At 42.1% G+C, this 23,190-nt stretch carries 26 protein-coding genes; 9 read left to right on the top strand and 17 right to left on the bottom strand.

The features are described from left to right. Window positions 1-140: 140 nt before the first annotated feature. A complete protein-coding gene (locus tag ACQY4U_RS01145) occupies window positions 141-1,259 on the bottom strand; it encodes a DUF4407 domain-containing protein (RefSeq protein WP_428327520.1) in 1,119 nt (372 codons plus the stop codon). A 203-nt stretch (window positions 1,260-1,462) separates the two neighbouring features. Between ACQY4U_RS01145 and ACQY4U_RS01140 the strand changes: the two genes are divergently transcribed. The 3 genes from ACQY4U_RS01140 to ACQY4U_RS01130 are packed head-to-tail and all read left to right on the top strand — an operon-like array spanning window position 1,463 to window position 2,885. Beyond that, the gene (locus ACQY4U_RS01140; RefSeq protein ID WP_428327519.1) at window positions 1,463-1,777 is read left to right on the top strand and encodes a rhodanese-like domain-containing protein; all 315 of its coding nucleotides are present in this window, start codon (window positions 1,463-1,465) and stop codon (window positions 1,775-1,777) included. Between the two features lie 2 nt (window positions 1,778-1,779). After that, entirely contained in the window at window positions 1,780-1,968 is a 189-nt protein-coding gene (locus ACQY4U_RS01135) for a DUF6358 family protein (protein WP_428327518.1), read from the top strand. Window positions 1,969-1,979: 11 nt separating this feature from the next. Then, complete coding sequence (locus ACQY4U_RS01130; RefSeq protein WP_428327517.1) at window positions 1,980-2,885, top strand: prohibitin family protein; 906 nt, start codon at window positions 1,980-1,982, stop codon at window positions 2,883-2,885. A 96-nt stretch (window positions 2,886-2,981) separates the two neighbouring features. On the opposite strand, the gene ACQY4U_RS01125 is transcribed toward ACQY4U_RS01130, so the two are convergent. After that, window positions 2,982-3,995, bottom strand: coding sequence for a dipeptide epimerase (locus ACQY4U_RS01125; protein WP_428327516.1), 1,014 nt, complete (start codon window positions 3,993-3,995; stop codon window positions 2,982-2,984). Between the two features lie 53 nt (window positions 3,996-4,048). Here ACQY4U_RS01125 and ACQY4U_RS01120 point away from each other — a divergent pair, with 53 nt between their 5' ends. After that, window positions 4,049-5,038, top strand: a complete 990-nt coding sequence (locus tag ACQY4U_RS01120) for a hypothetical protein (RefSeq protein WP_428327515.1) — start codon at window positions 4,049-4,051, stop codon at window positions 5,036-5,038. On the opposite strand, the gene ACQY4U_RS01115 is transcribed toward ACQY4U_RS01120, so the two are convergent. Genes ACQY4U_RS01115 through ACQY4U_RS01100 form a run of 4 tightly spaced genes read right to left on the bottom strand, consistent with a single transcriptional unit; the run spans window position 5,007 to window position 8,586 of the window. Beyond that, complete coding sequence (locus ACQY4U_RS01115; RefSeq protein ID WP_428329712.1) at window positions 5,007-5,636, bottom strand: rhomboid family intramembrane serine protease; 630 nt, start codon at window positions 5,634-5,636, stop codon at window positions 5,007-5,009. The two genes, ACQY4U_RS01120 and ACQY4U_RS01115, sit on opposite strands and share 32 nt — an antisense overlap. Beyond that, the gene (locus ACQY4U_RS01110) at window positions 5,636-7,378 is read right to left on the bottom strand and encodes a M14 family zinc carboxypeptidase (protein ID WP_428327514.1); all 1,743 of its coding nucleotides are present in this window, start codon (window positions 7,376-7,378) and stop codon (window positions 5,636-5,638) included. Before ACQY4U_RS01110 ends, ACQY4U_RS01115 begins: the two co-directional genes overlap by 1 nt. 54 nt (window positions 7,379-7,432) lie before the next feature. Beyond that, window positions 7,433-7,789 (bottom strand): MmcQ/YjbR family DNA-binding protein, encoded by a 357-nt coding sequence (locus tag ACQY4U_RS01105; RefSeq protein ID WP_428327513.1) that lies wholly within the window; start codon window positions 7,787-7,789, stop codon window positions 7,433-7,435. A gap of 5 nt (window positions 7,790-7,794) precedes the next feature. Then, on the bottom strand, window positions 7,795-8,586 hold the full coding sequence (locus ACQY4U_RS01100; protein ID WP_428327512.1) for a hypothetical protein: 792 nt from the start codon (window positions 8,584-8,586) through the stop codon (window positions 7,795-7,797). A gap of 26 nt (window positions 8,587-8,612) precedes the next feature. Here ACQY4U_RS01100 and pepT point away from each other — a divergent pair, with 26 nt between their 5' ends. Next, window positions 8,613-9,866: a peptidase T gene (pepT, locus tag ACQY4U_RS01095; RefSeq protein ID WP_428327511.1), complete on the top strand. Its 1,254-nt coding sequence runs from the start codon at window positions 8,613-8,615 to the stop codon at window positions 9,864-9,866. A gap of 23 nt (window positions 9,867-9,889) precedes the next feature. On the opposite strand, the gene ACQY4U_RS01090 is transcribed toward pepT, so the two are convergent. Next, window positions 9,890-10,606 (bottom strand): hypothetical protein, encoded by a 717-nt coding sequence (locus tag ACQY4U_RS01090; protein ID WP_428327510.1) that lies wholly within the window; start codon window positions 10,604-10,606, stop codon window positions 9,890-9,892. Between the two features lie 54 nt (window positions 10,607-10,660). Between ACQY4U_RS01090 and ACQY4U_RS01085 the strand changes: the two genes are divergently transcribed. Further along, entirely contained in the window at window positions 10,661-11,371 is a 711-nt protein-coding gene (locus tag ACQY4U_RS01085) for an SAM-dependent methyltransferase (RefSeq protein WP_428327509.1), read from the top strand. 3 nt (window positions 11,372-11,374) lie between these two features. After that, the gene (locus ACQY4U_RS01080; RefSeq protein ID WP_428327508.1) at window positions 11,375-13,081 is read left to right on the top strand and encodes an FAD-dependent monooxygenase; all 1,707 of its coding nucleotides are present in this window, start codon (window positions 11,375-11,377) and stop codon (window positions 13,079-13,081) included. Here ACQY4U_RS01080 and ACQY4U_RS01075 read toward each other — a convergent pair. The 7 genes from ACQY4U_RS01075 to ACQY4U_RS01045 all read right to left on the bottom strand — a co-directional run bounded on the left by ACQY4U_RS01075 (window position 13,064) and on the right by ACQY4U_RS01045 (window position 19,373). Then, window positions 13,064-14,992 (bottom strand): gliding motility-associated C-terminal domain-containing protein, encoded by a 1,929-nt coding sequence (locus tag ACQY4U_RS01075; RefSeq protein WP_428327507.1) that lies wholly within the window; start codon window positions 14,990-14,992, stop codon window positions 13,064-13,066. The genes ACQY4U_RS01080 and ACQY4U_RS01075 overlap by 18 nt on opposite strands. A 115-nt stretch (window positions 14,993-15,107) precedes the next feature. Continuing rightward, window positions 15,108-15,626: a hypothetical protein gene (locus ACQY4U_RS01070; RefSeq protein WP_428327506.1), complete on the bottom strand. Its 519-nt coding sequence runs from the start codon at window positions 15,624-15,626 to the stop codon at window positions 15,108-15,110. A 21-nt stretch (window positions 15,627-15,647) separates the two neighbouring features. Beyond that, window positions 15,648-16,397 (bottom strand): hypothetical protein, encoded by a 750-nt coding sequence (locus ACQY4U_RS01065; RefSeq protein WP_428327505.1) that lies wholly within the window; start codon window positions 16,395-16,397, stop codon window positions 15,648-15,650. 159 nt (window positions 16,398-16,556) lie between these two features. Continuing rightward, window positions 16,557-17,156 (bottom strand): tRNA-(ms[2]io[6]A)-hydroxylase, encoded by a 600-nt coding sequence (locus tag ACQY4U_RS01060; protein ID WP_428327504.1) that lies wholly within the window; start codon window positions 17,154-17,156, stop codon window positions 16,557-16,559. Window positions 17,157-17,224: 68 nt separating this feature from the next. Next, complete coding sequence (gene nadD, locus ACQY4U_RS01055) at window positions 17,225-17,797, bottom strand: nicotinate (nicotinamide) nucleotide adenylyltransferase (protein WP_428327503.1); 573 nt, start codon at window positions 17,795-17,797, stop codon at window positions 17,225-17,227. 60 nt (window positions 17,798-17,857) lie between these two features. Beyond that, a complete protein-coding gene (gene gmk / locus ACQY4U_RS01050) occupies window positions 17,858-18,430 on the bottom strand; it encodes a guanylate kinase (RefSeq protein ID WP_428329711.1) in 573 nt (190 codons plus the stop codon). A 67-nt stretch (window positions 18,431-18,497) separates the two neighbouring features. Further along, entirely contained in the window at window positions 18,498-19,373 is an 876-nt protein-coding gene (locus ACQY4U_RS01045; protein WP_428327502.1) for a YicC/YloC family endoribonuclease, read from the bottom strand. A 158-nt stretch (window positions 19,374-19,531) separates the two neighbouring features. On the opposite strand from ACQY4U_RS01045, the gene ACQY4U_RS01040 reads away from it, so the two are divergent. Continuing rightward, window positions 19,532-20,302, top strand: coding sequence for a hypothetical protein (locus tag ACQY4U_RS01040; protein ID WP_428327501.1), 771 nt, complete (start codon window positions 19,532-19,534; stop codon window positions 20,300-20,302). Between the two features lie 9 nt (window positions 20,303-20,311). Here the strand turns inward: ACQY4U_RS01040 and rnc are convergent, their stop codons facing one another. From rnc to ACQY4U_RS01025, 3 genes are read right to left on the bottom strand one after another with little or no spacing between them, the layout of a single operon-like run. Continuing rightward, on the bottom strand, window positions 20,312-21,037 hold the full coding sequence (gene rnc, locus ACQY4U_RS01035; protein ID WP_428327500.1) for a ribonuclease III: 726 nt from the start codon (window positions 21,035-21,037) through the stop codon (window positions 20,312-20,314). A 9-nt stretch (window positions 21,038-21,046) separates the two neighbouring features. After that, the gene (fabF, locus tag ACQY4U_RS01030; protein ID WP_428327499.1) at window positions 21,047-22,300 is read right to left on the bottom strand and encodes a beta-ketoacyl-ACP synthase II; all 1,254 of its coding nucleotides are present in this window, start codon (window positions 22,298-22,300) and stop codon (window positions 21,047-21,049) included. 21 nt (window positions 22,301-22,321) lie between these two features. Further along, a complete protein-coding gene (locus ACQY4U_RS01025) occupies window positions 22,322-22,558 on the bottom strand; it encodes an acyl carrier protein (protein ID WP_031266521.1) in 237 nt (78 codons plus the stop codon). 151 nt (window positions 22,559-22,709) lie between these two features. On the opposite strand from ACQY4U_RS01025, the gene ACQY4U_RS01020 reads away from it, so the two are divergent. After that, a complete protein-coding gene (locus tag ACQY4U_RS01020; protein ID WP_428327498.1) occupies window positions 22,710-23,129 on the top strand; it encodes an IPExxxVDY family protein in 420 nt (139 codons plus the stop codon). Window positions 23,130-23,190: the final 61 nt, after the last annotated feature.

The following is a 23,190-nucleotide window of genomic DNA, read 5'->3' as shown; positions in this document are numbered from 1 at the left end:
GCTCAAATTACTATAAAATTGGCAATTGTAGCATATCAATGTTATTACGGAGTAGTGTTAATGGCAAGCCTACCTTTCATATATCAAAACTTTATAGTTTTCAATAAAAGGTTTTATAAAATTAAAATTACACGAGCCCATTAATCATAACTATGCCGCTCAATATCATAGTCCGACTGGGCGGTGATGATCTTTTTCTGCTTGTCAATATCGCGCTCTAACTGGTGGTCGTAAACGCTGTCGGTTACTTGTATATGGCGGTCCTTGTCCCTTTCGGCAAAGTGAATATCTGCTTCGTTGGTTTTTCCAACGGCAACATCATAGGCCCCTTTGGGCGACATCAGTTTTACAAATACCGGTAAACACTCAAACAAAATAAACAGGTAGCTGATAAATGATTCGGCCAGGTAAGTATCCAGATCGCGGGTACCATTCTCGTTATATGATAGCTGCCCCAATGCCCAGTTACGGTCAGAGAATCCTGCCACATTCGATAAGCTATCTAACTGATGATCGCTGAATAAGCGGATATCATTCACCCCCTCATAATTTTTACGGGCGCTCAGGTATTGGTCCATTTTTGCCTGGTTATCGGTAACGGCTTTCAGGCGGTCTTCCTTTTCCTGCAATACGGCTTGTTTTTGTTTGGCATAAGTGCCATAGCCCGAAATGCCCGATGTTTGATTGCTCTTATCACCAAAAACCTCCTGGTTCAGCTGGAAGCGTGAACGGTTAATGTCTTTTTCGAGCGAATCTTTTTCAAGCTTAAGATCTTTGTTTTTACCCAGTTCCATCGCATACTTATCGTTGTATGTTTTCTCGAGGGTATCTATTTTGCGGTGCTGCCCTTTAAGGTAGGCTGTCTTTAATTTCTGGCGGATCTCTTTGTCAAATATTTTTAATTCAAGCGGCCTTGATATAACAATACCTATCATTATAGCCAGCAGGATACGGGGCGATGCCTGTAATATCTGCTGATTGGTTGAGCCCTGTTTATCAATACTTGAAACAATGTAGCGGTCCATATTAAATATGGCGGTACCCCATATCAACCCAAAAAGGATGGCAAAAACAGCGGCAAGATCATTACCTGCAAAAACAAAATACATGGCGTAACCGCCAGATAGCGAGGCAAATAATGCGGTGAAAAATATGGTGGCCCCAATACCTACATATTTATTATGTTCAAGGGGATATTTCTTTAATGTACCTATATGTGCTCCCGAGCAGAACCAAAAAAAACGGGTTACTTTTTTCATTAATATTTATATAACTAACTGCAAACATATAATAAACGCACTTAGATAGTGATTGTTACAAAAAATAGGCCTAAATATTTGCTACTAACCATCGTGGCAAAGTAATCAGCATATTAAATAATTTAGCATTGATGTATTCCTTACCCTTAAACAACAAATAATTATGATGAAAAATATACCTTTACCTCATATTTATATTTATTATGAAAGAAATTAGCGTACAGGAACTAAAAGACAAAAAGGATAAAGGCGAAGATTTTCAATTAATTGATGTTAGAGAAGATTTTGAGTACGAAATGTCAAACCTGGGTGGTTTATCAATCCCATTGGGCGGCATTTTAATTGAAGCCGATAAAGTAGATAAAACCAAGCCTGTTGTAGTAATGTGCCGCAGCGGAAAACGCAGCGCAGCAGCTATTATGCAGCTAGAGCAGCATGGCTATACCAACCTTTATAACCTTAAGGGCGGTATTTTAGCCTGGGTTGATGCAATTGACCCTACCATTAATGTTTATTAATTATGTGGAAAAAGGTATTACCCAACGTTTTATATAACATTGGGATCTTTCTATGCCTGATAACCGGTTATCAGTATGGTATTGTGCAAAAGCAGTATGGATTTCTTTTCGGGGCTTTGGTAATGATTGCTATCTTTATTGTTCTTAAGATCAGGATCTTAAAGGACATAAAGAACAATTATAAAAAATAACCCCACACAACATGCTTATTGTAGTTTTAGGTATCATTATCCTCGTAGCAGGTATAATGCTCAGGCGTTCTCCCGGCCCGGAGAGCCGTTATGGTAATTTACTTAGTAAAATAGGTATTGCCGCCACATTGGTTGGTATGCTGCTTTCGGCGGTAAAAGTTATTGACCCAGGTAAAGTAGGTGTGCAAACACTTTTTGGTAAGGTACAGGATGAAGTTTTAGAAAGCGGCCTGCACATCATCGACCCGTTTGTTGATGTAACCACCTTTAGCGTACAAACTGAAAACTATACCATGAGCGCCAAAAGCGGCGAAGGGCAAGTTACAGGTGATGATGCTATCCGTGTTTTATCTTCGGATGGATTGGAAGTTACCATTGATCTTTCGGTATTGTACAAGGTAAACCCATTAAGGGCGCCGTTCATATTCCAAAATATAGGTGTAAACTATGAGGATAAGATCGTTCGCCCGGTTACACGTACCGCAATTCGTGATAATGCAGTAAATTACCAGGCCGTTGATCTGTATTCAACCAAACGCGAAGAATTTCAATTCAAGATCAATAAATCCATTACCGATAACTTTGCAAAGAACGGATTACAGGTTCAGCAGATCCTGGTTCGTAACATAACCTTACCTGCTACCGTGCGTGCAAGTATTGAATCAAAGATCCAGGCCGAGCAGGATGCACAAAAAATGCAGTTTGTTTTACAAAAAGAACGCCAGGAAGCCGACCGTAAACGCGTAGAGGCACAAGGTATAGCCGATTATCAAAAAATCCTTTCAACAGGGTTAACGGATAAACAGCTTCAGTACCAATCTATCCTTGCACAAAAGGACATTGCCTTATCGCCAAATACAAAAATTATTATAATGGGTGGCAAAGGTGGTAACCCCATCATGCTGAGCGATAAATAGTATTCTTCTATCTGCTCAAAAAAATCAGCCCCTTTAAGCTTGCGTTTAAGGGGGCTTTTTATGTAAGTGTATTTGTATTAATCAGCTCAATTATTATTACTCAAGCTTTATCCCTAACCCGGCATCATTATTCAATATCCAGCGGCCATTGGCAAAGGCCGGCATTTTATAAGGATTATTACTGGTTAAAAACGGACCGTCAAGATCGGCCCAATCGCATTGCGGGGCAAAGGCAATTCCCGCCAGGGTAGCACAACTGGTTTCGCTCATGCAGCCAATCATCAGCTTTAAATCAAGCTCACGGGCCTTTAATATCATCTGGTGAGCCTCATATATGCCTGCCGATTTCATCAGCTTTATATTGATACCATGATATACGCCTTTTGCCTTCGCCACATCAGGCAAACGCTGCACGGCCTCGTCGCCAATAATGGGGATGGGGCTGCGTTCGGTAAGCCAGGCATTGCTGTCAATATCGGTTTTTAACATAGGTTGTTCAATCAATAAAACACCCTGCTCATGCAGCCAGTAGGTAAGATCAAGGCTTTGTTCAAGATCTGTCCAGCCTTGGTTGGCATCCACAAACAGCGGCTTATCGGTTACTGATCGAATTGTTTTTATCAGTTCCCTGTCGCTGTCGCGGCCTAATTTTACTTTTATAATCTGGCAATCCGGCGCTTCTTTTACTTTTTGGATAATCACTTCCGTTGTATCAATCCCAATGGTAAAACTGGTTGCCGGCATTTTGGTAATATCGCTGCACAGCAATTGCCAGCAGGGCTTGTTTTGCAGCTTGCCGTCTAAATCATGCAGGGCAATATCAATTCCGGCTTTTATGGCCGGGTTGCCGGGTGCTATGCTATCCAGGTAAGCTATTATCATTTCAAAATCAAAAGGGTACTGGAACTCACCGGCATCTACTTTGCTCAAAAATGCGTTGGCTGTTTCAAAACTTTCGCCCATATAAGGCACCATTGATGCTTCCCCATAGCCAACTTTTCCTTCGTGCTCAACCTGGATAAGCATTACAGGGGTTGAGGTACGCGAAAATTTAGCGATAGTAAAAGTATGCCTGAGCAAAAGTTCAAAGGGTTGATAAGTCAGCTTCATGTTAAATTCAAAGCTAAAATTTTCTCGCAGAAAATGATGCTTATCTTTGCGCCATGCCGGAACAAATTTATTCTCCTTTCGAAGCCTTCAATTTCAGTAACCGCAATTGCTTTTTAACCGGCCAGGCCCTCACTACCGAAGAAGAAAAGATCCAGGTTTTCCCACAATGGCTTATGAGCCGTTACGCTTTGGAAGACAAGCCCTTTAAATTGCTTGACGAAAGCATGGCTACCTACAAGGATCTTAAAATCCCTTGCAGTGCAGTTGTTAACGAGAAATATCTGGAGCCCCTTGAGCTGGAAATAGCCGCCGCTTTTGAAAAAGGCTACGATGCCATAAAAGAGCTTGACGATTTAAAATTATTTCAATGGGCAGGTAAACTGCTGTACGGTATTATTTTTAATGAGATCCAAAGCGGGATAAAGCTCCAGCATTCGCAAGGCGAGGAATTTAATATCTCCAATTCCATTATCCATAAGTTCAGCAACCTGCACCTGATGTTGCAGAGCCTTAATTTGTCGGTAAACTTTGAAGATTTTAAACCTTACAGCGTTTTTTTATTTAAGGTAGATAATAACCAGGAGGAGTTTGGCTACCGCGATGAGATCAATACCTTAACATTTTCGCTGCGCATCAGGGATTTTGGATTGATTATTTGTTTGCAGGATAATGGCTCAAACAAAAGATACCACCAGGAGATATTCCAAAAAATAGAGAACGAGCTTTTACACCCTATTCAGTTCGAGGAATTTAGCGGCAGGGTATTTTACTCAGCCTACCTGTTTAACCGCCTGCCCGAATATAATATTTTACCTGTTGGGGATGATATATACATAGAAGCCATGCCACTGCGTGGTTTGAGCAGCAAGCCTTTATTTGATGATTGGATGAACAAAACCTTTGGCCAGGTACTGGAAAGCTTTTGGAAAAACTGGGGCTTCCTATTGCTCGAGATCATCAAGAACCCTGAAAAACCGATGAGCTTTTTATTTAATGATGACGGCAGCCTGATCAGTGAATCAACGATTGAACTCCCCCGGTAACCTGTAAAATAAACAGGTTTACAATGTGTGGATTTAATGCAATGGTGATCAGCAACCCGCTCAGTGCACCAAACAGGTGCGCATCGTGGTTAATATTATCGCGCGAGTATTTTGACGCATAGTTACAATAAACCAGGTACAGTACGCCAAACAATACCGCCGGTATTCCAAACGGGATAGGCATAATGTACATTTTATCAATCGGGTTAAATAAAATAAAGCTGAATATTACCGCACTCACCGCCCCCGATGCACCAAGGCTATGATACCAGTCGTCGTTTTTATGTTTATAAACTGTTGGCAGGTCGCTCAGTATTAAGCTCACTAAGTACAGCAAGCCAAATTGCCAGTGCCCTAAATAGGTTTCTAACCTGAATGCGAAAAAGTAATAGGATAGCATGTTAAAAAACAAGTGCATCCAGTCGTTATGGATCAGGCCGCTTGTAATAACCGTATAAACGCGCTGCCCCCGCGAAACGCTATACGGGTGCAGTATCATATTGCTGTAAGCGTTATCGTTATAAAACGCCCAAACAGAGGTAAGTACAGTTAATAAAAATATGGCAGACGCAACAGGTGCTACCATCAGAAATTCCATCATTTCAGATCTAATTTAGTATCGGTTAATATTCTGCCAACAGGGTAGCGAAGATATGTTTTTTCGAAATAGATAGAATTGCGGTAAACAAAGTTTAATTGCGCATTGGCGCTGTTAGCCAGTTTATGGTCTTTCAGTTTCTCATCTTCCAGCTTCTTCCTTAGTTCCGGTGTTTTCTTTAACAGGTCGGCGGCAATATCTTCAAACACATAGTTCGAAAAATATTCCTTTTCGCCCAATACCGAATCAAAAAAGTTCCATGCAAAAAACGAATCAACGCCCTGTGGTTCCAGTGTTTCAACAATATAACGGTTAAGGGCCTGGTTGGTGTATACCACATAATCGCCTTCGTAAAATTTAACCTTCATATCAACCGGGTTAAGCTTTACGTTGCTGTGCAAGTAATGGCCCTCAAACGGTTTTTGCGGAGTTTGAAAATCGCCTAAATAATACATTTGCAAATTGAGCGTGGTATCATGAGTTAGGCGGTGCATTACAACACTGTTAAGTTTAAACAACTCAATAATTTTACCCCATGCCTGTGGTATTACATAAGCAATGGGTTTATCAATACTTTCGGTAGGCTTATACGTGTTCAGGTATTTTATAACCTTGGTATAAGGCTTTTCGCGGTCGTAATACAAACGTTTTAAGCCGCTCACCTCGCTGGTTTTGTACATGGCGGCGTAGCCTTTAAAGGTGATGGTATCAACCTTATCATAAGCCACATCCCAGTTTAGTGCAAAAGTTTTTTGGTTGATCACTTCTTCATCGGCTTTATGCTTTAGCTTGCCTATCAGCCGGGCATCGCGCTCATAAATATCGACCAGGTGCTGCATAAAATCATAAGTGGCGTAAACCCTTTTATCAAATGATTTCAGCATGTGCGTTTCAGTAATATAGCTGATGATGTTGCGCTGCGCGGTATAACCGGTTGCAAAACGCGGTGTTTCTAAAAAGCTCACAATACCCGAGTCCGGTAAGCCCCTTTCGCCTGCACCATAAGGGATCATTTCGTACCCACTTTTCTTCATTCTTTTATAAAGCTCGGGCGTTAAGGTTTTGGAAGTATAATCGGCAAGGATAGGGTTCTGTTTGTCTTTTTGCGTTTCAATCAGCGTCATTACGTACTGGTAGTCGGCGCCATCGCTTGTATGGTTATCCAAAAATACTTCGGGTTTCCAGGTGTTCACTATCTGCTCAAAAGCCAGCGCGTTTTTGCTGTCGGCCTTAATAAAATCACGGTTAAGGTCAAGGTTACGGTAATTACCCCTAAAGCCATAGGCACGCGGCCCGTTCTGGCTCACCCGGCTTAGGCCTCGGTTAAGGCAGCCATCAATATTATAAACGGCCACCAAACATATCACTATGTTTTTAGGCAGCGCATTTTTTTTAAGCAGATCGCGCACAAACATCATGCTAGCATCAATACCCTCCGGCTCGCCGGGGTGAATGCCATTGTTGATCAGCAATACCCTTTTGTTCTGCTTTTTGATCATCGCCGGATCAAAAACTTTATCGCGCGACAGTACAATAAGCGTAAGCGGTTTACCAGCATCCGTAATACCGTAGTTGAATAGCTTCATCTGCGGTTCTGTTTTGCTCAGCTTTTGGTAGTAGGCTATAATTTCGCTATAGTTGGCGGTATAGTTTTTATCCTTATTTAGTTCAAAAGGCGTTAGCTGTGCCTGCGCGGTAAAAAAAACAAAACAGGTTAACCATGCTGATAAAAGTAGTTTCATGCTAATAGGGTTTTGACAAATATAATTATGCCGGGTAAATAAAAATGTATCTTATTAGTTACCCTGTGTTATCTCGTCGCGAAGTTTTTTTGGAAGGCTGGCCACTATCAGATTATAGGAGTGGTCAACCATGTCAAACAGCTGTTTATAGGAAAGCGAGCCATTCATAAAAACGGTGTTCCACATTTTTTTATTCATGTGGAAACCGGGCTGCACCTCGGTAAATTGTTCGCGTAGCTCAATGGCCAGTTCAGGGTCACACTTTACATTGAACCTGTCTCCTGTTTCAATGCCGGTTAATAAAAATATTTTACCGCCAACTTTAAAAACAAGCGTATCCTCGCCAAAGGGTAAACCCTCGGTAGCGCCGGGCTTTTTGAGGCAATAATCGCGTAGTTCTTCTAAGTTCAATTTAATTATCTGAAATCTCTAACCAGTTTGTTGTACGAAACCGTGTTACCGAAATAGTATTTAAAGCCAACTACAAACTGCCTGTATTGATCAACCGCATTGTTTTTGAATTTGTTGGTAGGGTCGTTGTAACCGTCAAGTCCTTCGCCAAATACAATGTTATGGATATAACCAATGTCAATGGCGAAGCTTGGTTCATTATAATAGTCAAATATCCTGAACTCGTAACCAACCCTAATGGGGATCATTAAGTTTATACTGTTATCTTTCCCCGGAAAAACATAGGTGAGTGGCCCATTTGCAAGTATTAGGTTGGTGCGCTGAACCTTATTGCTGTTTGATATAAAGCCTACACCTGTACCTACATAAAAGTTTTTTACGGCACTTAAAAACCAGCTGCCTTCATAATCAATAGCGGCACCTAACTGTACATCGGCATGTAAAGCAAATGCTAAATAATTATTTTTAAACTTGCGGCCATACCTGTCTACAGCAACGGTTGTGTCACCGCCCGATAAAGTTCCTTTTTGAATTTCGGCTTCTATAGGTAAGTAGGGATTGTAGTTATAAATAAAATTTAAAGCTACAGCCAAGTGATTATCCTGTCGTGGTATGTTTGTAAAGCCGCGAACGTAGCTGACATCTGTACCAACTCCCATTTCATAATAGTTGTATCCGGCTTGTGCTTTTGCACCGATTGCTGCAAATAGTACAGCAAAAAATAAAATATACTTTCTCAATGCTAAAAGTTGATCAATAATTACAATTTTAGGGGCAGCGTTTACCAGCTCTTCCAAAAATAGAAAATTTACTGATATTATACATGACAATTAATTCCACACTCCACCATACCGTTACCGAACGCTTTTTGCGCTATGTTACCATTGATACGCAATCAGACCCATTATCGTTGTCTTTTCCATCAACAGAGAAGCAAAAAGATCTTGGCAAAGTGTTGATAAGTGAATTACAGGCCATTGGGATTACTGATGCTGAGCTTGATGAGTATGGCTATATCTATGCAACTATACCTGCAAACACCGGTAAAAATGATGTACCGGTTATTTGTTTTTGCTCGCACATGGATACCGCGCCTGATTGCAGCGGAACAGGCGTTAAACCTTTAGTGCATAAAAATTACAACGGTGCCGATCTTATTTTGCCTGATGATAGTTCGCAAATTATTAAATTGAGTGAGCATGCCGATTTAAAAAACCAATTGGGTAATGATTTAATTACCGCCAGTGGCACCACTTTGCTGGGTGCAGATAATAAAGCAGGCGTTGCCGAAATTATGGATGCCTGTTACCAGCTGATCAATCATCCCGAAATAAAACATGGCACTATCCGGATATTGTTTACCCCCGATGAAGAAATTGGCCGGGGAGTAGATAAAGTTGATATTAAAAAATTGGGCGCTTATGTAGGGTACACCATGGATGGCGAAAGCGCTGGCAATATGGAAAATGAAACCTTTAGTGCCGATGGCGCTAAACTTACCATTAGTGGTGTAAGCTCGCACCCGGGTTTTGCCAAAGGAAAAATGGAAAGCGCTATCAAAATAGCCGGGCAAATAGTAGCCGCATTACCTGATGAGCTATCGCCCGAGGGTACTGCCGGTATGCAAGGCTTTGTGCACCCAGTAGCTATTGAAGGTCATGTAGAAACCGCCAGTATTGAGTTTATTATCCGTGATTTTGTAGATGAAAAGTTATCCGATCATGCTGACGCTATCCGTAAAATAGCTGATCAGGTAATGATCAATTTCCAAAACTCATCCTACCAGTTAGCGGTTAAGCCGCAATACCGTAATATGAAAAGCGTACTGGATAAACAACCGCAAATTGTTGCTTATGCTATGGAGGCCATGAAACGGGCGGGCTTAAACGCAAAGCTTTGTAGTATACGCGGTGGTACTGATGGCTCGCGCCTTTCATTTATGGGATTACCTTGCCCCAATATTTTTGCTGGCGAGCATGCTTTTCACAGCAAGCAGGAATGGGTATCGGTACAGGATATGCAAAAAGCGGTTGAAACCATTTTGCACCTTTGCATGATTTGGGAAGAAAATAGTTAATAAGCTTTAATATAAACAGGTTATCAGGCTGCGCTCGAAATATATTTAACCAGGCTTCTTTTAGCCACCGGCAACAGTGTTTGTTCTAATGGGAAGTTAATATCGCTATGTACATAATAAACGGCCGGGTTTGGCATGTATTTATTCCTGCGGATCAGTTCTAACTTTACAGATTCGGGCGTTTTTGTAATGCTTTGCTCGTAAGTTTCTATAAAATTAATGTTGATGCCCCGGTATCTGTCGTCCTTGTTCTCAAAAATAGTGATCTGGTACTCGTAAATCCAATTAGTTCGATCCTTGCCGTTACGCAGGGAAAAATAGCCCTGATACGGCATTAGGGGCACTATACCAACCGGGTCAATATTTAGGCGGCTTTCCACAAAATCATAAATCTCTTTACCAGTTTGTATTGCCGGGTCCATTTTTTGCAGGGCATAGCTAATTATCTGCTCAATTTGCTGCATCGACGGGTCATCATCTACTATTTTTTGGTAGGTGAGCTTTACGGCTTCCACATCGGCCTTAGTAAGGCGCTGCGGAAACGCCTGCTGCATCATACTTTTATTTTTTTTAAAATATAAAAGATTGTTGAAATGGAAGATCAGGTCGGCAAGATTGGGGTAGAGCTTGCTCTTGTCAAAATGGCGGTTTATCTCCTGCAGATAGTCGAGCAGAACGTATTTTTTATATTCAAAATCAATTGAACCCTCAATAAACCAGTTAATCCCTAATTCCTTCATTTTTCAAGCTCCTTTCGATAGCTTAAATTAAACAAAAAACCGCAATTTTGCAATATGCCTTTAGGAACCCTTTATTTGATACCCGTACCCCTTGCCGACGAAGCCGCGGCAAAGTCATTCACCCCTTATTTGGTTGATACCATTAACAGCATTAAGGAATATATTGTTGAGAATGAAAAAACCGCCCGCAGGTTTTTAAAAGAGGCCGGGCTTAAAACCCCGCAAAGCGAATTGCTGATGCATGATTATGGTAAACATAACCGCAGCGACGGCACTGCCGAGTTTTTTAAAGGACTGCAAGCCGGTAATGATGTTGGCCTGATGAGCGAAGCAGGTTGCCCGGGCATTGCCGACCCGGGTGCCGAGATTGTGGAGAAAGCCCATCGTATGGGTATAAAGGTAGTGCCCTTGGTTGGGCCAAGTTCTATTTTACTGGCGCTTATGGCATCCGGCTTTAGCGGGCAAAGCTTTACCTTTTATGGCTACCTGCCCATAGATAAAATATTGCGCAGCAAAAAGATCAAAGAACTGGAAGGCCTGGCAGAAAAGAACGACCAGACACAGATATTTATTGAAACGCCTTTCCGCAATAACCCAATGCTGGAAGAGATACTAAAAACAGCCAATTCAAAAACAAGGCTTTGCATAGCAACAGACCTAACAGCTGCTACCGAGTTTGTGCAAACCAAAAGCATAGCCGAATGGCAAAAGAAAGTACCCGAACTGCATAAACGGCCAACCATATTTTTACTTTTTCATCCGTAGTAAATGGTAATTACTGAAACGCATACCAAAGTACTGATAGTTGGTGCAGGCCCATCCGGGTTAATGTTAGCTGCCCAGTTATTACGGTATGGCTTTCAGCCAATAATTATTGATAGCAGGCAGGGGCCAACCAGCCATTCAAAAGCATTGGCAGTGCAGGCCCGTTCGCTGGAGATCTATCGCCAGATGGGGGTGATAGATAAGGTTATTGAAAACGGTAAACAGGCAGGCGGTGTTATTTTTAACGAGGATCAGCAGGAGATAGCTGCCTTATCATTAGCCAGCGTAGGCGAGGGGCAAACGCCATTCCCGTATATCCTGCTATACCAGCAAAGTAAGAATGAGCGCTTGCTGCTTGATTTTTTAACCTTTAACTGCTGCCCTGTATATTGGGAAACCAATTTAGTGTCACTAACGCAAACGGCGGGGCAGGTTACGGTGCAATTGCAAAAAGGCACTCATCTATCAACGCTTAACTGCAACTGGCTTGTGGGTGCCGATGGTGCGCACAGCACCGTTCGTAAGCAATTGCAGATTCCCTTTAAAGGCGAAACGTACGGACATAATTTTTACCTGGCTGATATTGAGCTGGCAAATGCCGAGTTGAATGATGACCAGGTACATTTATATTTAGCCAAAAAAGGCTTTGCCGCGTTTTTCCCAATGCCCGAGGCAAACCGCTATCGCGCATTAGGCAACCTGCCTGATGAGCTGAGTAATAAAGATGACCTTAAGGTTGAAGATATTTTACCCGGGCTTGAAAAAACAAGCGGCCTATCCATAAAAATAGTACAAACTTATTGGTTCACTAATTACAGGCTGCACCACCGCATGGCAGATAGTTTCAGGCAGCAGCGCTGCTTTTTAGTGGGTGATGCCGCGCATATCCATTCGCCGGTTGGTGGGCAGGGGATGAATACCGGGCTGCAGGATGCCTATAATCTTGCCTGGAAATTAGCCGGCGTAGCCAACGGGCAGCTTAGCGAAAAAATATTGGATAGCTATGCCGCCGAGCGGATGCCGGTTGCTAAGGATCTGTTGAGCACTACAGATAAGGTTTTCAGCATCATCATGTCAGACAGATGGTATACCGCCTTATTCAAAAAATGGGTAATGCCTGCTCTGCTTAAATTTATATGGAGTAAAAAAACCTGGAGAGAGGAGTTTTTTAAACGGGTTTCGCAGATCAATATCAACTATCGCGATAGTGCAATTAACCTGCATATCAGCTCAGCAACAAAAATAAAGGCAGGCGACAGGCTCCCTTACCTGAAGGTTTTTGACGAAAAGAAACAAGCAGAAACCGACCTGCACGAATGGTGCAGCAAGCCAGGTTTTACACTCATTGTATTAGGCAAACTATCAGAGCTTGATCTGTTTTCACTTGCCAAATGGATCACCCAAAACTACCCGGTTGTGCTTAATTTCTTTTATCTGCCAAAATCAGCAAAAAACCAGCATGTGTTTGATGCCTTTGAGGTGGGTAAGGATCAGGGAAAATCATTAATTGTAAGGCCAGATATGTATATAGGCTTTGTAAATGATAAGGTTGATATGGTGCTGATGGATAATTATTTAAAAAACGTAGCAGGTATAATCAGCCCGGTGGCGCCATTCGTGGTTAATGATCCACCTCCTGTTGATCCCGAAATGGCTTTTACTAAAGTTTACGGCCCGCCAGCACCCGGTAACTCAACGGACAACCAATAACCATCCCGAAAATTTCTTGCCGTTTTTAAGATCTATCAGGTAATAATAGGTGCCGGTAGGTACTTCTTTGTTATTATACCGCCCATCCCACGCGGTGGTATAGCCTGTACTTTTAAATACCAAACTGCCATAACGATCAAACACCTGTGTTAATGAGGTGGGGTAAGTATCCAGTGCCTTAACATCCCAGGTGTCGTTTATGCCATCGCTGTTTGGGGTAAAGGTGTTGGGGATACTTATAGCTTTGTAAACCCGCACAAATACATCATCTGTTGCTTCGGTACCGCAGCCCACGCCCGATACTACGTGCAGTGTATAGGTAATATCCTCCAATGGACTGGCAACTGGGTTTAAAACCGTATCGCTGCTTAAATTGGTATTGGGTGTCCAGTAATAAGTTATACCCGTACCGCTGGCTTTACCATTAAGGGTTATGCTTTGCCCTTGGGTAATTTCTTTATTGGCCCCGGCTTTAGCGGTAGGCTTTTTAAGCACATTTACCATTACGGTATCAGTGGCGGTACAGGCATTGCTGTTGCTAACGGTAACTATATAAGCGGTAGTATCAGTAGGGCTGGCAACAGGGTTAGCAATGGTTGCGTCAGATAAGCCGGTTGTGGGTAACCACCTGTAGCTTGTTCCGCCGGATGCGCTTAGGGTAGTATTATCGTCCTCGCAAATGGTAACATCCTTGCCTGCATTTGCTACGGGCTGTGCGTATACATTTACTGTCACAGATGCCGTTGCCGAGCAATTATCCGTGGTAACCGTCACAGTATAATCTCCGGCCGCAGCTGCCTTTATATTGGTAATTGATGGGCTTTGAACAGTTGATGTAAAGCCGTTTGGCCCGGTCCAGCTATAGGTTGTGCCGCTTGATGCTGCAAGATTTAAAGTGTTGCCCATGCAGAGCGGAGTATTAGCCGTTACTGTTGATGACGGGGCTGTGCTCACGGTAAGCGTTAATATATTCGAGGCTATCCGGCAGCTTGCCGAACTGATATTAGCAGCTTCGGCAGTAACCAAACGGTATTGGTAAGTGCCGGCTGTAGTTGGGTTTGCTGTGTAAGTTAATGCGGTAGCTCCGGTAATATCTGCCCAGCCGCTGCCCGTATTTAACTGCCATTGATAGGCCGGGTTAGTGTAACCTGTAGGTTTGGCCACATTTAAGGTATAAGCTTTGTTTTGCCCGGCACATTCCACTTCGGATGTGGAGCCCGATATGGAGCTAAAAGTAGCCACTAATGATGGCCCGTAAGGGCTGAAGGTAATATCATCCAAAGCCAGGTCATTAGCCGGGGCACCGCCACTGCTGTTATTGGTCATTTTTATGATGATGTTTGACACCGTTGCAGGCAAAGTAAAATTGAACGGAAACTGGATCCATTTAAAGCCGCTGGTTTGCCGGGCTATTGAGCCGGTTGTGTAACTCTGTATCACCGTGCCATCTGTAGTTTCGATAGAGAAGGTAATATTAGGCGGGCTGATGTCATTATAACGGAGCAGGTTGCCTATCCACGCCGAAAACTGGTAAGTAGTGCCGCCGCATAAATTATCAACCTCGCGTTTGTAAAAATAATCTGTTTTTGAAAGGCTTGCGTTTACCACCATCATGTAGCCACCGGTATTGCCTGTATGGTCAGTAGTAGTCCACCAGGTATTTGGTGTGTTGGTAGTGGTTTCAATGGTATAGGAGCCATCGTTAGGGAAATCTGCCGAGGTATAACTATAGCTCGTTGTTCCTGAATCCACGGGCAGGGCCCCGGCATGGGTAGTAGTCCCTGAGCCAAAAGTAATATGCACAACAGGATCACCTAAGCTTTGTGCATGGCCTGTTTGGATAGTGAGTGTAATTGACAGCGCGGTAATGGCACCAATCAGAAATATTTTGCCGGGGTAAAGGCTTAGCATCAGGGTTATTTACTTTACTAACCAAGCGCCCGCACATTACTATGCCGGCGCTTTAATTAAACATTTATTTATGAAAAGGGGATCGTGCTGTATGGCCTGGGCAATACATTAAATTTTAAACTAATTGTGGCTGTGCTACTTCGTGGTAGCTGATTATTGAAAGATCTGGCTGCATCCGCAGGATAAATGTTTCGGCTAGCGTGTACTCATTCAGGTCAGATTTTGTTAGCAGCATATATTCGCCCATTACTTCAACCAGGGTAAAAAATCCGGTTTCGTAGTTCAATGCTACCTTGTGCTGGGCAATATCTTCCATGTGCGATTCTATCAGCTCAAACCTCATGGTTTCAAAGCTGATTTTATTGCCAAGGTTATCTTTTAACAGTGGTATATTATTATTTAAGCGGGATATGAAATGACCTACCGAAAAACCCAGTTTATAATGCAGCGAATTAGACCGGCCATCATTTGCCTTAATATCACTAAAGGTTTTAAACGCACAGTTAAGATTATAAGCCTGTGATTTCAGCAGAAACTCCTGGTACGATGCGTTTAAAATGGCCTTTTCAAAACCGCTGTCGGCGCTTGCATCTATCACCTGTTTAAAAACCAGCTTTATTTTTGCTTTATGCATAATGTGTTTTCTTTAGGTGAGTTATAATACCAGACCAATGGTATAAGTTCCCGAATACCCTGCCGCAATACTGCCAACCAATGATATGGTTTCGTTAGCCAGGTCTGTAGTTGAATTGCCAAAAACGCTGTCACTGGCATTTCTTGTCGGGTTTATCCCATGCGCTACGTAAAGGGTTGAAACATTCACCGCATCAGATATGGTTTCTGAAAAAGCGATCTGCCCGGTTTTTTTCAAAACACTGTTTATAAATACTTCAATATGGATATGGGTTGCGCGGCCACTGTACCACCCCGGGTAAACAGTGCTGAACTTTACCACACCTGATGAGTCGGTAACCTGGTAGCCTCTTAGCCAGGTTTCGCCGGTATAGCTTTTTGTGCCTAAAATGCCCGGTTGACTGGCATAGCCAGAATAGTAGCCATTATTATTGCAGTGCCATATATCAACCCGTACGTTTTCAACCACGTTGCAGTTATCATTGGTATTAACCACTACAAAGCTCACAGCAAGCGGTACGCCTTGTTGGCTGTCAATTACATTGCTGCGGTTAAGGGGGTTGGTTATTTCGCCGCCTACGTATGGATACGGGCCTTCTTCTTCGGTTGGTGTTACCACGCAGCTTCCGGCGATTGTAGTAGTTGTTCCGGTGGTTGTGGTAGTTGTGCTTGTACTGCTTTTGGTTGATGCCTCCTTTTTACAACCATCCAGAATCATTGGCCCGGCGGCTGCCGCTAAGGCAAAGGTTCTTAAAAAGTTTTTCCGTTCCATAAACACAAAAATTAATCAGGCTTAATAATTCTATTAACTGATGTAAATTTATGTTGGTTGTACAGCTTATTAAAAAGGGTGTCGGCGAATGGTACTTATGTGCCGATAAATAATTGGGGTTTGGGATAAGTTGTTTGTAAATCAGCTTGATAGTAGTAATTAACCGTGGATGGTTTCTCCCTTGCCGTAGTTTTGCACCACCTGTGCTTCATATGCCAGGAACGCTGCCCAGCGCTTATCAACATCAATATCGCCTGCGTGTTTTTTTGCCAGGCGGATAAACATCGCGTAATGGGTAGCCTCGCTGATCATCAGCTCATGATAAAAGGCAGATAGTTTTTCGTCGTTAATGTTTTCAGACAGTACTTTAAAGCGCTCGCAGCTGCGGGCCTCTATCATAGCCGAAAGCAGTAAGCGGTCCACTAACTGATCTGTTCGGCTGCCGCCAACAATAATAAATTTACGCAGTTCGTTCACGTAATTATCCCTGCGTTCTTTACCTAATACATAGCCGCGCTCCAATATAATTTCATAAACACGCTTAAAGTGATCCATCTCCTCCTGCACCAGCATGATCATTTCCTGCACCAGGTCTGAAAGATTAGGGTTCTGGATAATTAAGGTGATGCCATTGGTAGCCGCTTTTTGCTCGCAATAAGCATGATCGGTTAAAAGCTCTTCAATATTGCTTTCAACAACGTTTTTAACCCAAAGCGGGTCGGTAGGCAATTGCAGTTTCAGGATGGTTTTTTCGCTCACGGGAGCAAAGATAAATGTTATTAGGATTAATGCATAGCAACACTGTTTAAGCAGTTGCCCTAAATTATTTACCTGTACAGATTCTTGTTCTCAATAAACTGCAAAACAGCATCGGGCACAAAGTACTGGATGTTTTTCTTTTTAGCTAACGACTGCCGTATAAAGGTAGCCGACAGCTCCATCAGCGGCGTCATGGTTATGGTTACTGATGGATGGGTAGCAAGGTCAGTGTTTTCGTATCCCGGGCGAGGATAAACGTATATATGGTAATCGCGCAGTATCAGCTTATAGTTTTTCCATTTAGGCAGAGATACCAGGTTATCTGATCCCATTATTAAAACAAACTCATGCTGCGGGTATTTTTCTTTTAAATGGGCAAGAGTATCAATAGTGTACGATGGCTGCGGCAACTTCAGCTCTACATCGCTCACTTCAATATGGGTAGAGTTATCGGTAGCCAGTTTAGCCATCTCCAGCCTGTCGTAAGTATTGATCAGGTCGCCATATTTTTTTAGTGGATTTTGGGGCGATACTACCAGCCATACCTTATCAAGCGCAGTATGGTTAGCCATGTAGTTGGCTATAATTAAATGACCTATATGTATGGGATTAAATGAACCGAATAGAAGTCCTATTTTCATTTCATTTCGCAATTAGCAGTGTCAGTAGCTGTTGTGTTTGGGTGTTTAGCGCTCGGCAAGCTATTGCTTTTTAGCAATAAAAGTGCTTACTAATTCTTCTGCCTCATCACATGCCGTTTGAAGATCGTAATTTTTAAGGATAATATCAAATTGAGGCGCATAATTCAATTCTTTTTCGGCTTTTGCAAACCGTTCCTTTAGTTTTTCTTCACTATCGGTGCCACGGCCGGTTAAACGCTCAATAAGTACCTCCAGGGATGGGGGTTGCACAAATATGGCTAATGCCTGGTCTTCATACTTGCGTTTAAGGTGCAGGCCGCCTTCAACATCAATATCAAATATTACGGTTTTGCCTTTTTTCCAGATGCGCTCAATCTCGGTGCGCAGGGTACCGTAAAAAGTACCGGTGTATACTTCTTCAAACTCAACAAACTGTTTTTTGGCAATGCGGTGCAAAAACTCCTCCGTACTGATAAAGTAATAGTCTTTTCCATGCTGTTCATCGCCACGCGCCTGGCGGGTAGTTGCCGAAATAGAAAACTCGAGATCAGGTATTTTTGAAAGCAAGTGATGTACTATGGTAGTTTTACCGGCGCCTGATGGGGCTGAAAATATGATGAGTTTACCTTCCATTTTGTCATTGGTCATTAGTAGTTGTTCATTACGCCAAGCAAAATGAGCATCTACCAATGGCTATTGGCTATAATACGTTTAACAGTTGTTCTTTTATTTTTTCAAGCTCTTCTTTCATGCCTACCACCAGTTTCTGGATGCTGGCATCATTGGCCTTTGAACCTAATGTATTTATTTCACGACCGATCTCCTGCGAAATAAAACCTAACTTTTTGCCATTGGCATCGGCATTTTTAAGGGTTTCAATAAAATAATCGCAATGGGTTTTTAGGCGGATCTTTTCTTCAGTAATATCCAGCTTGTCAATATAGTAGATCAGTTCCTGCTCAAAACGGTTCTGATCAATGGCTTCGCGACCGGCGGCCTCGCTTAAAAACTGGTTCAGCCTTTCTCTTATCAGCGGTACACGTTTAGGTTCTTCTATCTCGATCAAGGCAAGGTTTTGCATGATGATACCAATGCGGAATTTAACATCCTGCTCTAATACATTACCCTCATCGCTCCTGAATTTTTGGAATGCGGCAAGTGCGTGCTGATATGTTTTTTCGGCAACCTTCCATTCCTCTTCTGATACGGTTTCCTCATCGTATTTAACCACTTCGGGCAAGCCCAGGGCTAATTGCAATAAGTTACCGGTTGGTTCATTAAGATCAATGCTAACGGCCTTTAGCTGCTCATAGTAATGCTTTAGCAGGTCCTTATCAATACCTGCGGCACTAACCCGGGTGCTGGCCTTTTCAACATTGATAGACAGGCTTACTTTGCCGCGTTCAATTTGCTTGCTGCAATCATTACGTAGTTGAAATTCTTTTTCGGCAAAGGGTTTTGGCAGGCGTAAGGATAGCTCCAAAAATTTACTGTTAAGGGATTTTATTTCAACAGTATATTTTGCGCTTTCGGAATCGAAACTGGCAATTCCATAGCCTGTCATTGATTTTATCATGCGCAAAGATAGGTTTTTTGTCCGAAAATGCGAGGCAGCTAATACCGGGGCTATAATCGGGTCAATAGCAGCTCATCTCCTTGTTTAAAACAGTAGGGCTATAAGCTTTAACATTTTTTTACATCTACTGTAAAATACAATCTTTAAATTTGTGAACAATGCGGTATTGGTGTTATACATTATTTATAGTTTGCCTTTGTGTTACTTTTAAGGCATCAGCTCAGGAAACATTTACTTTGCAGGGTGTGATCTCGCGCAATATCAGTACTGAAAGATTAGCACAGGTAATTATAACCAACTTACGCAGCAAGGATATAATGATGAGCGATCAGTTGGGATGGTTTACCATTAAAGCTGCCGTTGGCGATACCATCCTTTTCAAAAAGCGGGATTATGCAGATCTGCGGATCACTATAAACGCCAAACAGGACATCCCCGTTTACATGACACCGGTTATCACACTTAACGAAGTAAGGGTTAACGGGCAATCAAAAAAACAGGAACTGAACGAGATTATGGGCGATTATCGTAAAAAAGGAACTTTTTATGATGGTAAGCCACCGGTATTGTCCTTTTTAACATCGCCGCTTACAGGTATCTATGAGCTATTTGGAAAAACACCGGGGCAGGCACGCCGCTTTGCAAGGGATACAAAAAGTGAGCTTGAGTATGCCGAAGTTCGCAGACGCTATAACATTAACATTGTAAAACGGGTAACCAATACGACCGATACAGTTGCCAAAAAGTTTATGGAATATTATACCCCATCCTTTGAAGATTTAAAGGGCTGGAATGATTATGAGCTGATCAAGCATATCCGGGCATCGTATGCCTACTACGATAAATCAGACGATAAGCAAAAGCTGCAAAGCATAAATGCCCCAACGTTTGTTGATCCTAAAAGGGATACGATAAAGGGTGATAATTAATCGGGTGGCTTAAATGCCTAAGCTCTCGCAGGCTTTTTCGGCAGCTAATTTTTCAGCATTTTTCTTGCTGTATTCTTTTCCAAGTCCCATTACTTCGCCATCAATAAGGGCTTGTACGGTAAATAGCTTGGTGTTTTCGCCTTCCTGGTTAGCAACCAAATCAAAGGCAATATCCCTGCTGTGGCGCTGGCACCATTCAATTAGTTTACTTTTAAAGTTAGTTTCGGTTTGCTCCAGGGTATGAATATCAACGTGCGATTTGATGATGTGGTTCACCAAAAAGTTGCGGGTAAAATCATAGCCCTTATCCAGGTAAACTGCGCCAATCAAAGCTTCAAAGGCATCACCCAATAATGAGCCCTGCCTTGATGAGTTAAGCATGCGGCTATCGTACTCAATAAGCTTATCAAAGCCCAGCTTGCGTGCCAGCTGGTTAAGGTTTACACGGCTTACTATTTTTGAGCGCAGCTCGGTTAAAAAGCCCTCATCTTCATAAGGGTATAGTTTAAAAAGAACTTCTGCAACAACGCTGCCTAAAACAGCATCGCCTAAAAACTCCAGGCGTTCGTTGCTGTTCTTTACTCCTTTTTTTATGTTTTGGGCTACTGATTTATGACGGAATGCCAGTTTGTATAACGACAAATTGCCCGGTACAAAACCGAGCAAATTTTTTAAAACCTTTACGTATTTTCTGTTAGGGGATATGTATAGCTTATAAAAACGACTTATGGGCATCCAGTATAATTATTCTTCGTACTTTTTAAATATCACAGAAGCATTGTGCCCTCCAAAGCCAAAGCCATTGCTTTGAGCTATTCTTACTACTTTTTTCTGTGCCTTATTGAACGTAAAATTAATTTTAGGATCAAATGCCGGATCGTCAGTAAAATGGTTAATAGTTGGTGGAACAATATCGTTTTGCAGCGCTAAAATAGCAGCAATTGCCTCAACTGCACCAGCAGCACCTAATAAGTGCCCGGTCATTGATTTGGTTGAACTGATATTTATACGGTAAATCTCATCACCGTAAACATCCTGAATTGCTTTTATTTCCTGCGGGTCACCAATTGGGGTTGATGTACCGTGTACGTTAACATAATCAATATCAGCAGGTGTTAAACCGGCATCTTCCAAAGCATGGCGCATTACTAATGCGGCACCAAGCCCATCGGGGTGTGGGGCTGTCATGTGGTAAGCATCGGCACTCATGCCGCCGCCAATCATTTCAGCATAAATTTTAGCGCCACGGGCCTTTGCGTGCTCCAGCTCTTCTAAAATTATGGTTCCTGCACCTTCACCGGCTACAAATCCATCACGGTCCAGATCAAACGGACGTGAGGCCGTTGCAGGATCTTCGTTACGGGTTGATAAAGCGTGCATAGCATTAAATCCACCAATACCGGCTTCATTAATAATAGCTTCAGACCCTCCGCTTATAAACATTTTAGCTTTACCCAAACGGATATAGTTAAATGAATCAATAAGCGAATTGTTTGATGATGCACAGGCAGATACGGTTGAAAAATTTGGTCCGCGCAAGCCGTATTTAATTGAAATATGGCCCGGCGCAATGTCCGCAATCATCTTAGGGATAAAGAACGGGTTAAAACGTGGTGTGCCATCGCCTTTGGCAAAGTTCACAACCTCGTCTAAAAACGTTTTTAAACCACCAATACCTGATCCCCAGATAACACCTATCCTGCTGGTATCCAGCTTGGAAAAGTCTAATCCTGCATCTTTTACCGCTTCTTCGGTCGAAAACAGCGCATATTGAACAAAAGGATCAAGTTTTCTTGCGTCCTTTCTGCCCAAAAAGCCATCTGCATCAAAGCCTTTCACTTCGCATGCGAATTTGGTTTTGAACTTCTCAGTATCAAAACTCTTGATCAAGGCAGCGCCACTCACACCATTTATCAATGATTCCCAATATTCAGGAACGGTATTGCCAATTGGGGTGAGTGCTCCAAGCCCGGTTACTACAACTCTTTTAAACTCCATTTAATAGTTTTGGGGGAGTTCTTATTTAACGTTTTTTTCAAGGTAAGCAACAGCCTGACCTACAGTGCCGATAGTTTCAGCCTGATCATCAGGAATAGCTACGTTAAATTCTTTTTCAAACTCCATGATTAATTCCACGGTGTCTAACGAGTCAGCACCAAGATCGTTGGTGAAACTTGCTTCCGGTGTTACTTCACTTTCGTCAACACCTAATTTTTCTACGATAATAGCTTTTACTCTTGAAGCGATATCAGACATAGTTTTATAGTTTTAATGATTAATAGAAATTCTGTGCAAAGAAAAATAAATTCTGTTAAATATCAAATCTAAATACTTTTGCATTATGTTCAACAATATTTTATTGCAAGAGTTTCGATTTGTATTTTTACCGCCGCAAAAGTAGTAATTTTTGAACAGGAAATATTTAAAGTTTGAGATCGACCTCGATTTTGTACTTATAGCAGTAACAACGTCACTAAAAGATTACCGGGTTTGTTATCTTATCAACAAATCTTTAAACTTTAATTTTATAAAAAGTGACGATCTTTCAGTGGATATAAACCAGGGCGAAGCGCCCGTTTTATTCTCTTTATACCAGTATCAGTGGGAATCTACCGAAACAAATTTTTATTTTATAGCTAATAAAGGCTCTGACGGGTACTTAATACCCGAAATGAAAAAGGCCGATTATTTTTTGTTGATAAAAAATTATATAGACGAGAATGACCTTGACAGCCTTGTTTCAGCTATAAATAAGATACCTGAAATTGTTGCCGCAGTAAAGATTGATCCTAAAAAAATAAAATCACGCGAAAATCTATTATTTTAGCGCAAATTTTTAAGCGTAAATGTTACACTATTGTAACAAATTCCAGCCTGTATTAACCAGA

This window comes from Mucilaginibacter sp. (assembly GCF_965277465.1).
Classification (GTDB): Bacteria; Bacteroidota; Bacteroidia; order Sphingobacteriales; family Sphingobacteriaceae; genus Mucilaginibacter.
This window is presented reverse-complemented; position numbering and strand designations above follow the sequence as displayed.

Excerpts from the sequence above, each read along its gene's own strand:
- ACQY4U_RS01145 (WP_428327520.1), bottom strand. The coding sequence starts at position 1,259 with ATGAAAAAAGTAACCCGTTTTTTTTGGTTCTGCTCGGGAGCACATATA.
- ACQY4U_RS01140 (WP_428327519.1), top strand. The coding sequence starts at position 1,463 with ATGAAAGAAATTAGCGTACAGGAACTAAAAGACAAAAAGGATAAAGGC.
- ACQY4U_RS01135 (WP_428327518.1), top strand. The coding sequence starts at position 1,780 with ATGTGGAAAAAGGTATTACCCAACGTTTTATATAACATTGGGATCTTT.
- ACQY4U_RS01130 (WP_428327517.1), top strand. The coding sequence starts at position 1,980 with ATGCTTATTGTAGTTTTAGGTATCATTATCCTCGTAGCAGGTATAATG.
- ACQY4U_RS01125 (WP_428327516.1), bottom strand. The coding sequence starts at position 3,995 with ATGAAGCTGACTTATCAACCCTTTGAACTTTTGCTCAGGCATACTTTT.
- ACQY4U_RS01120 (WP_428327515.1), top strand. The coding sequence starts at position 4,049 with ATGCCGGAACAAATTTATTCTCCTTTCGAAGCCTTCAATTTCAGTAAC.
- ACQY4U_RS01115 (WP_428329712.1), bottom strand. The coding sequence starts at position 5,636 with ATGGAATTTCTGATGGTAGCACCTGTTGCGTCTGCCATATTTTTATTA.
- ACQY4U_RS01110 (WP_428327514.1), bottom strand. The coding sequence starts at position 7,378 with ATGAAACTACTTTTATCAGCATGGTTAACCTGTTTTGTTTTTTTTACC.
- pepT (WP_428327511.1), top strand. The coding sequence starts at position 8,613 with ATGACAATTAATTCCACACTCCACCATACCGTTACCGAACGCTTTTTG.
- ACQY4U_RS01090 (WP_428327510.1), bottom strand. The coding sequence starts at position 10,606 with ATGAAGGAATTAGGGATTAACTGGTTTATTGAGGGTTCAATTGATTTT.
- ACQY4U_RS01085 (WP_428327509.1), top strand. The coding sequence starts at position 10,661 with ATGCCTTTAGGAACCCTTTATTTGATACCCGTACCCCTTGCCGACGAA.
- ACQY4U_RS01080 (WP_428327508.1), top strand. The coding sequence starts at position 11,375 with ATGGTAATTACTGAAACGCATACCAAAGTACTGATAGTTGGTGCAGGC.
- ACQY4U_RS01075 (WP_428327507.1), bottom strand. The coding sequence starts at position 14,992 with ATGCTAAGCCTTTACCCCGGCAAAATATTTCTGATTGGTGCCATTACC.
- ACQY4U_RS01070 (WP_428327506.1), bottom strand. The coding sequence starts at position 15,626 with ATGCATAAAGCAAAAATAAAGCTGGTTTTTAAACAGGTGATAGATGCA.
- ACQY4U_RS01065 (WP_428327505.1), bottom strand. The coding sequence starts at position 16,397 with ATGGAACGGAAAAACTTTTTAAGAACCTTTGCCTTAGCGGCAGCCGCC.
- nadD (WP_428327503.1), bottom strand. The coding sequence starts at position 17,797 with ATGAAAATAGGACTTCTATTCGGTTCATTTAATCCCATACATATAGGT.
- gmk (WP_428329711.1), bottom strand. The coding sequence starts at position 18,430 with ATGGAAGGTAAACTCATCATATTTTCAGCCCCATCAGGCGCCGGTAAA.
- ACQY4U_RS01045 (WP_428327502.1), bottom strand. The coding sequence starts at position 19,373 with ATGATAAAATCAATGACAGGCTATGGAATTGCCAGTTTCGATTCCGAA.
- ACQY4U_RS01040 (WP_428327501.1), top strand. The coding sequence starts at position 19,532 with ATGCGGTATTGGTGTTATACATTATTTATAGTTTGCCTTTGTGTTACT.
- rnc (WP_428327500.1), bottom strand. The coding sequence starts at position 21,037 with ATGCCCATAAGTCGTTTTTATAAGCTATACATATCCCCTAACAGAAAA.
- fabF (WP_428327499.1), bottom strand. The coding sequence starts at position 22,300 with ATGGAGTTTAAAAGAGTTGTAGTAACCGGGCTTGGAGCACTCACCCCA.
- ACQY4U_RS01025 (WP_031266521.1), bottom strand. The coding sequence starts at position 22,558 with ATGTCTGATATCGCTTCAAGAGTAAAAGCTATTATCGTAGAAAAATTA.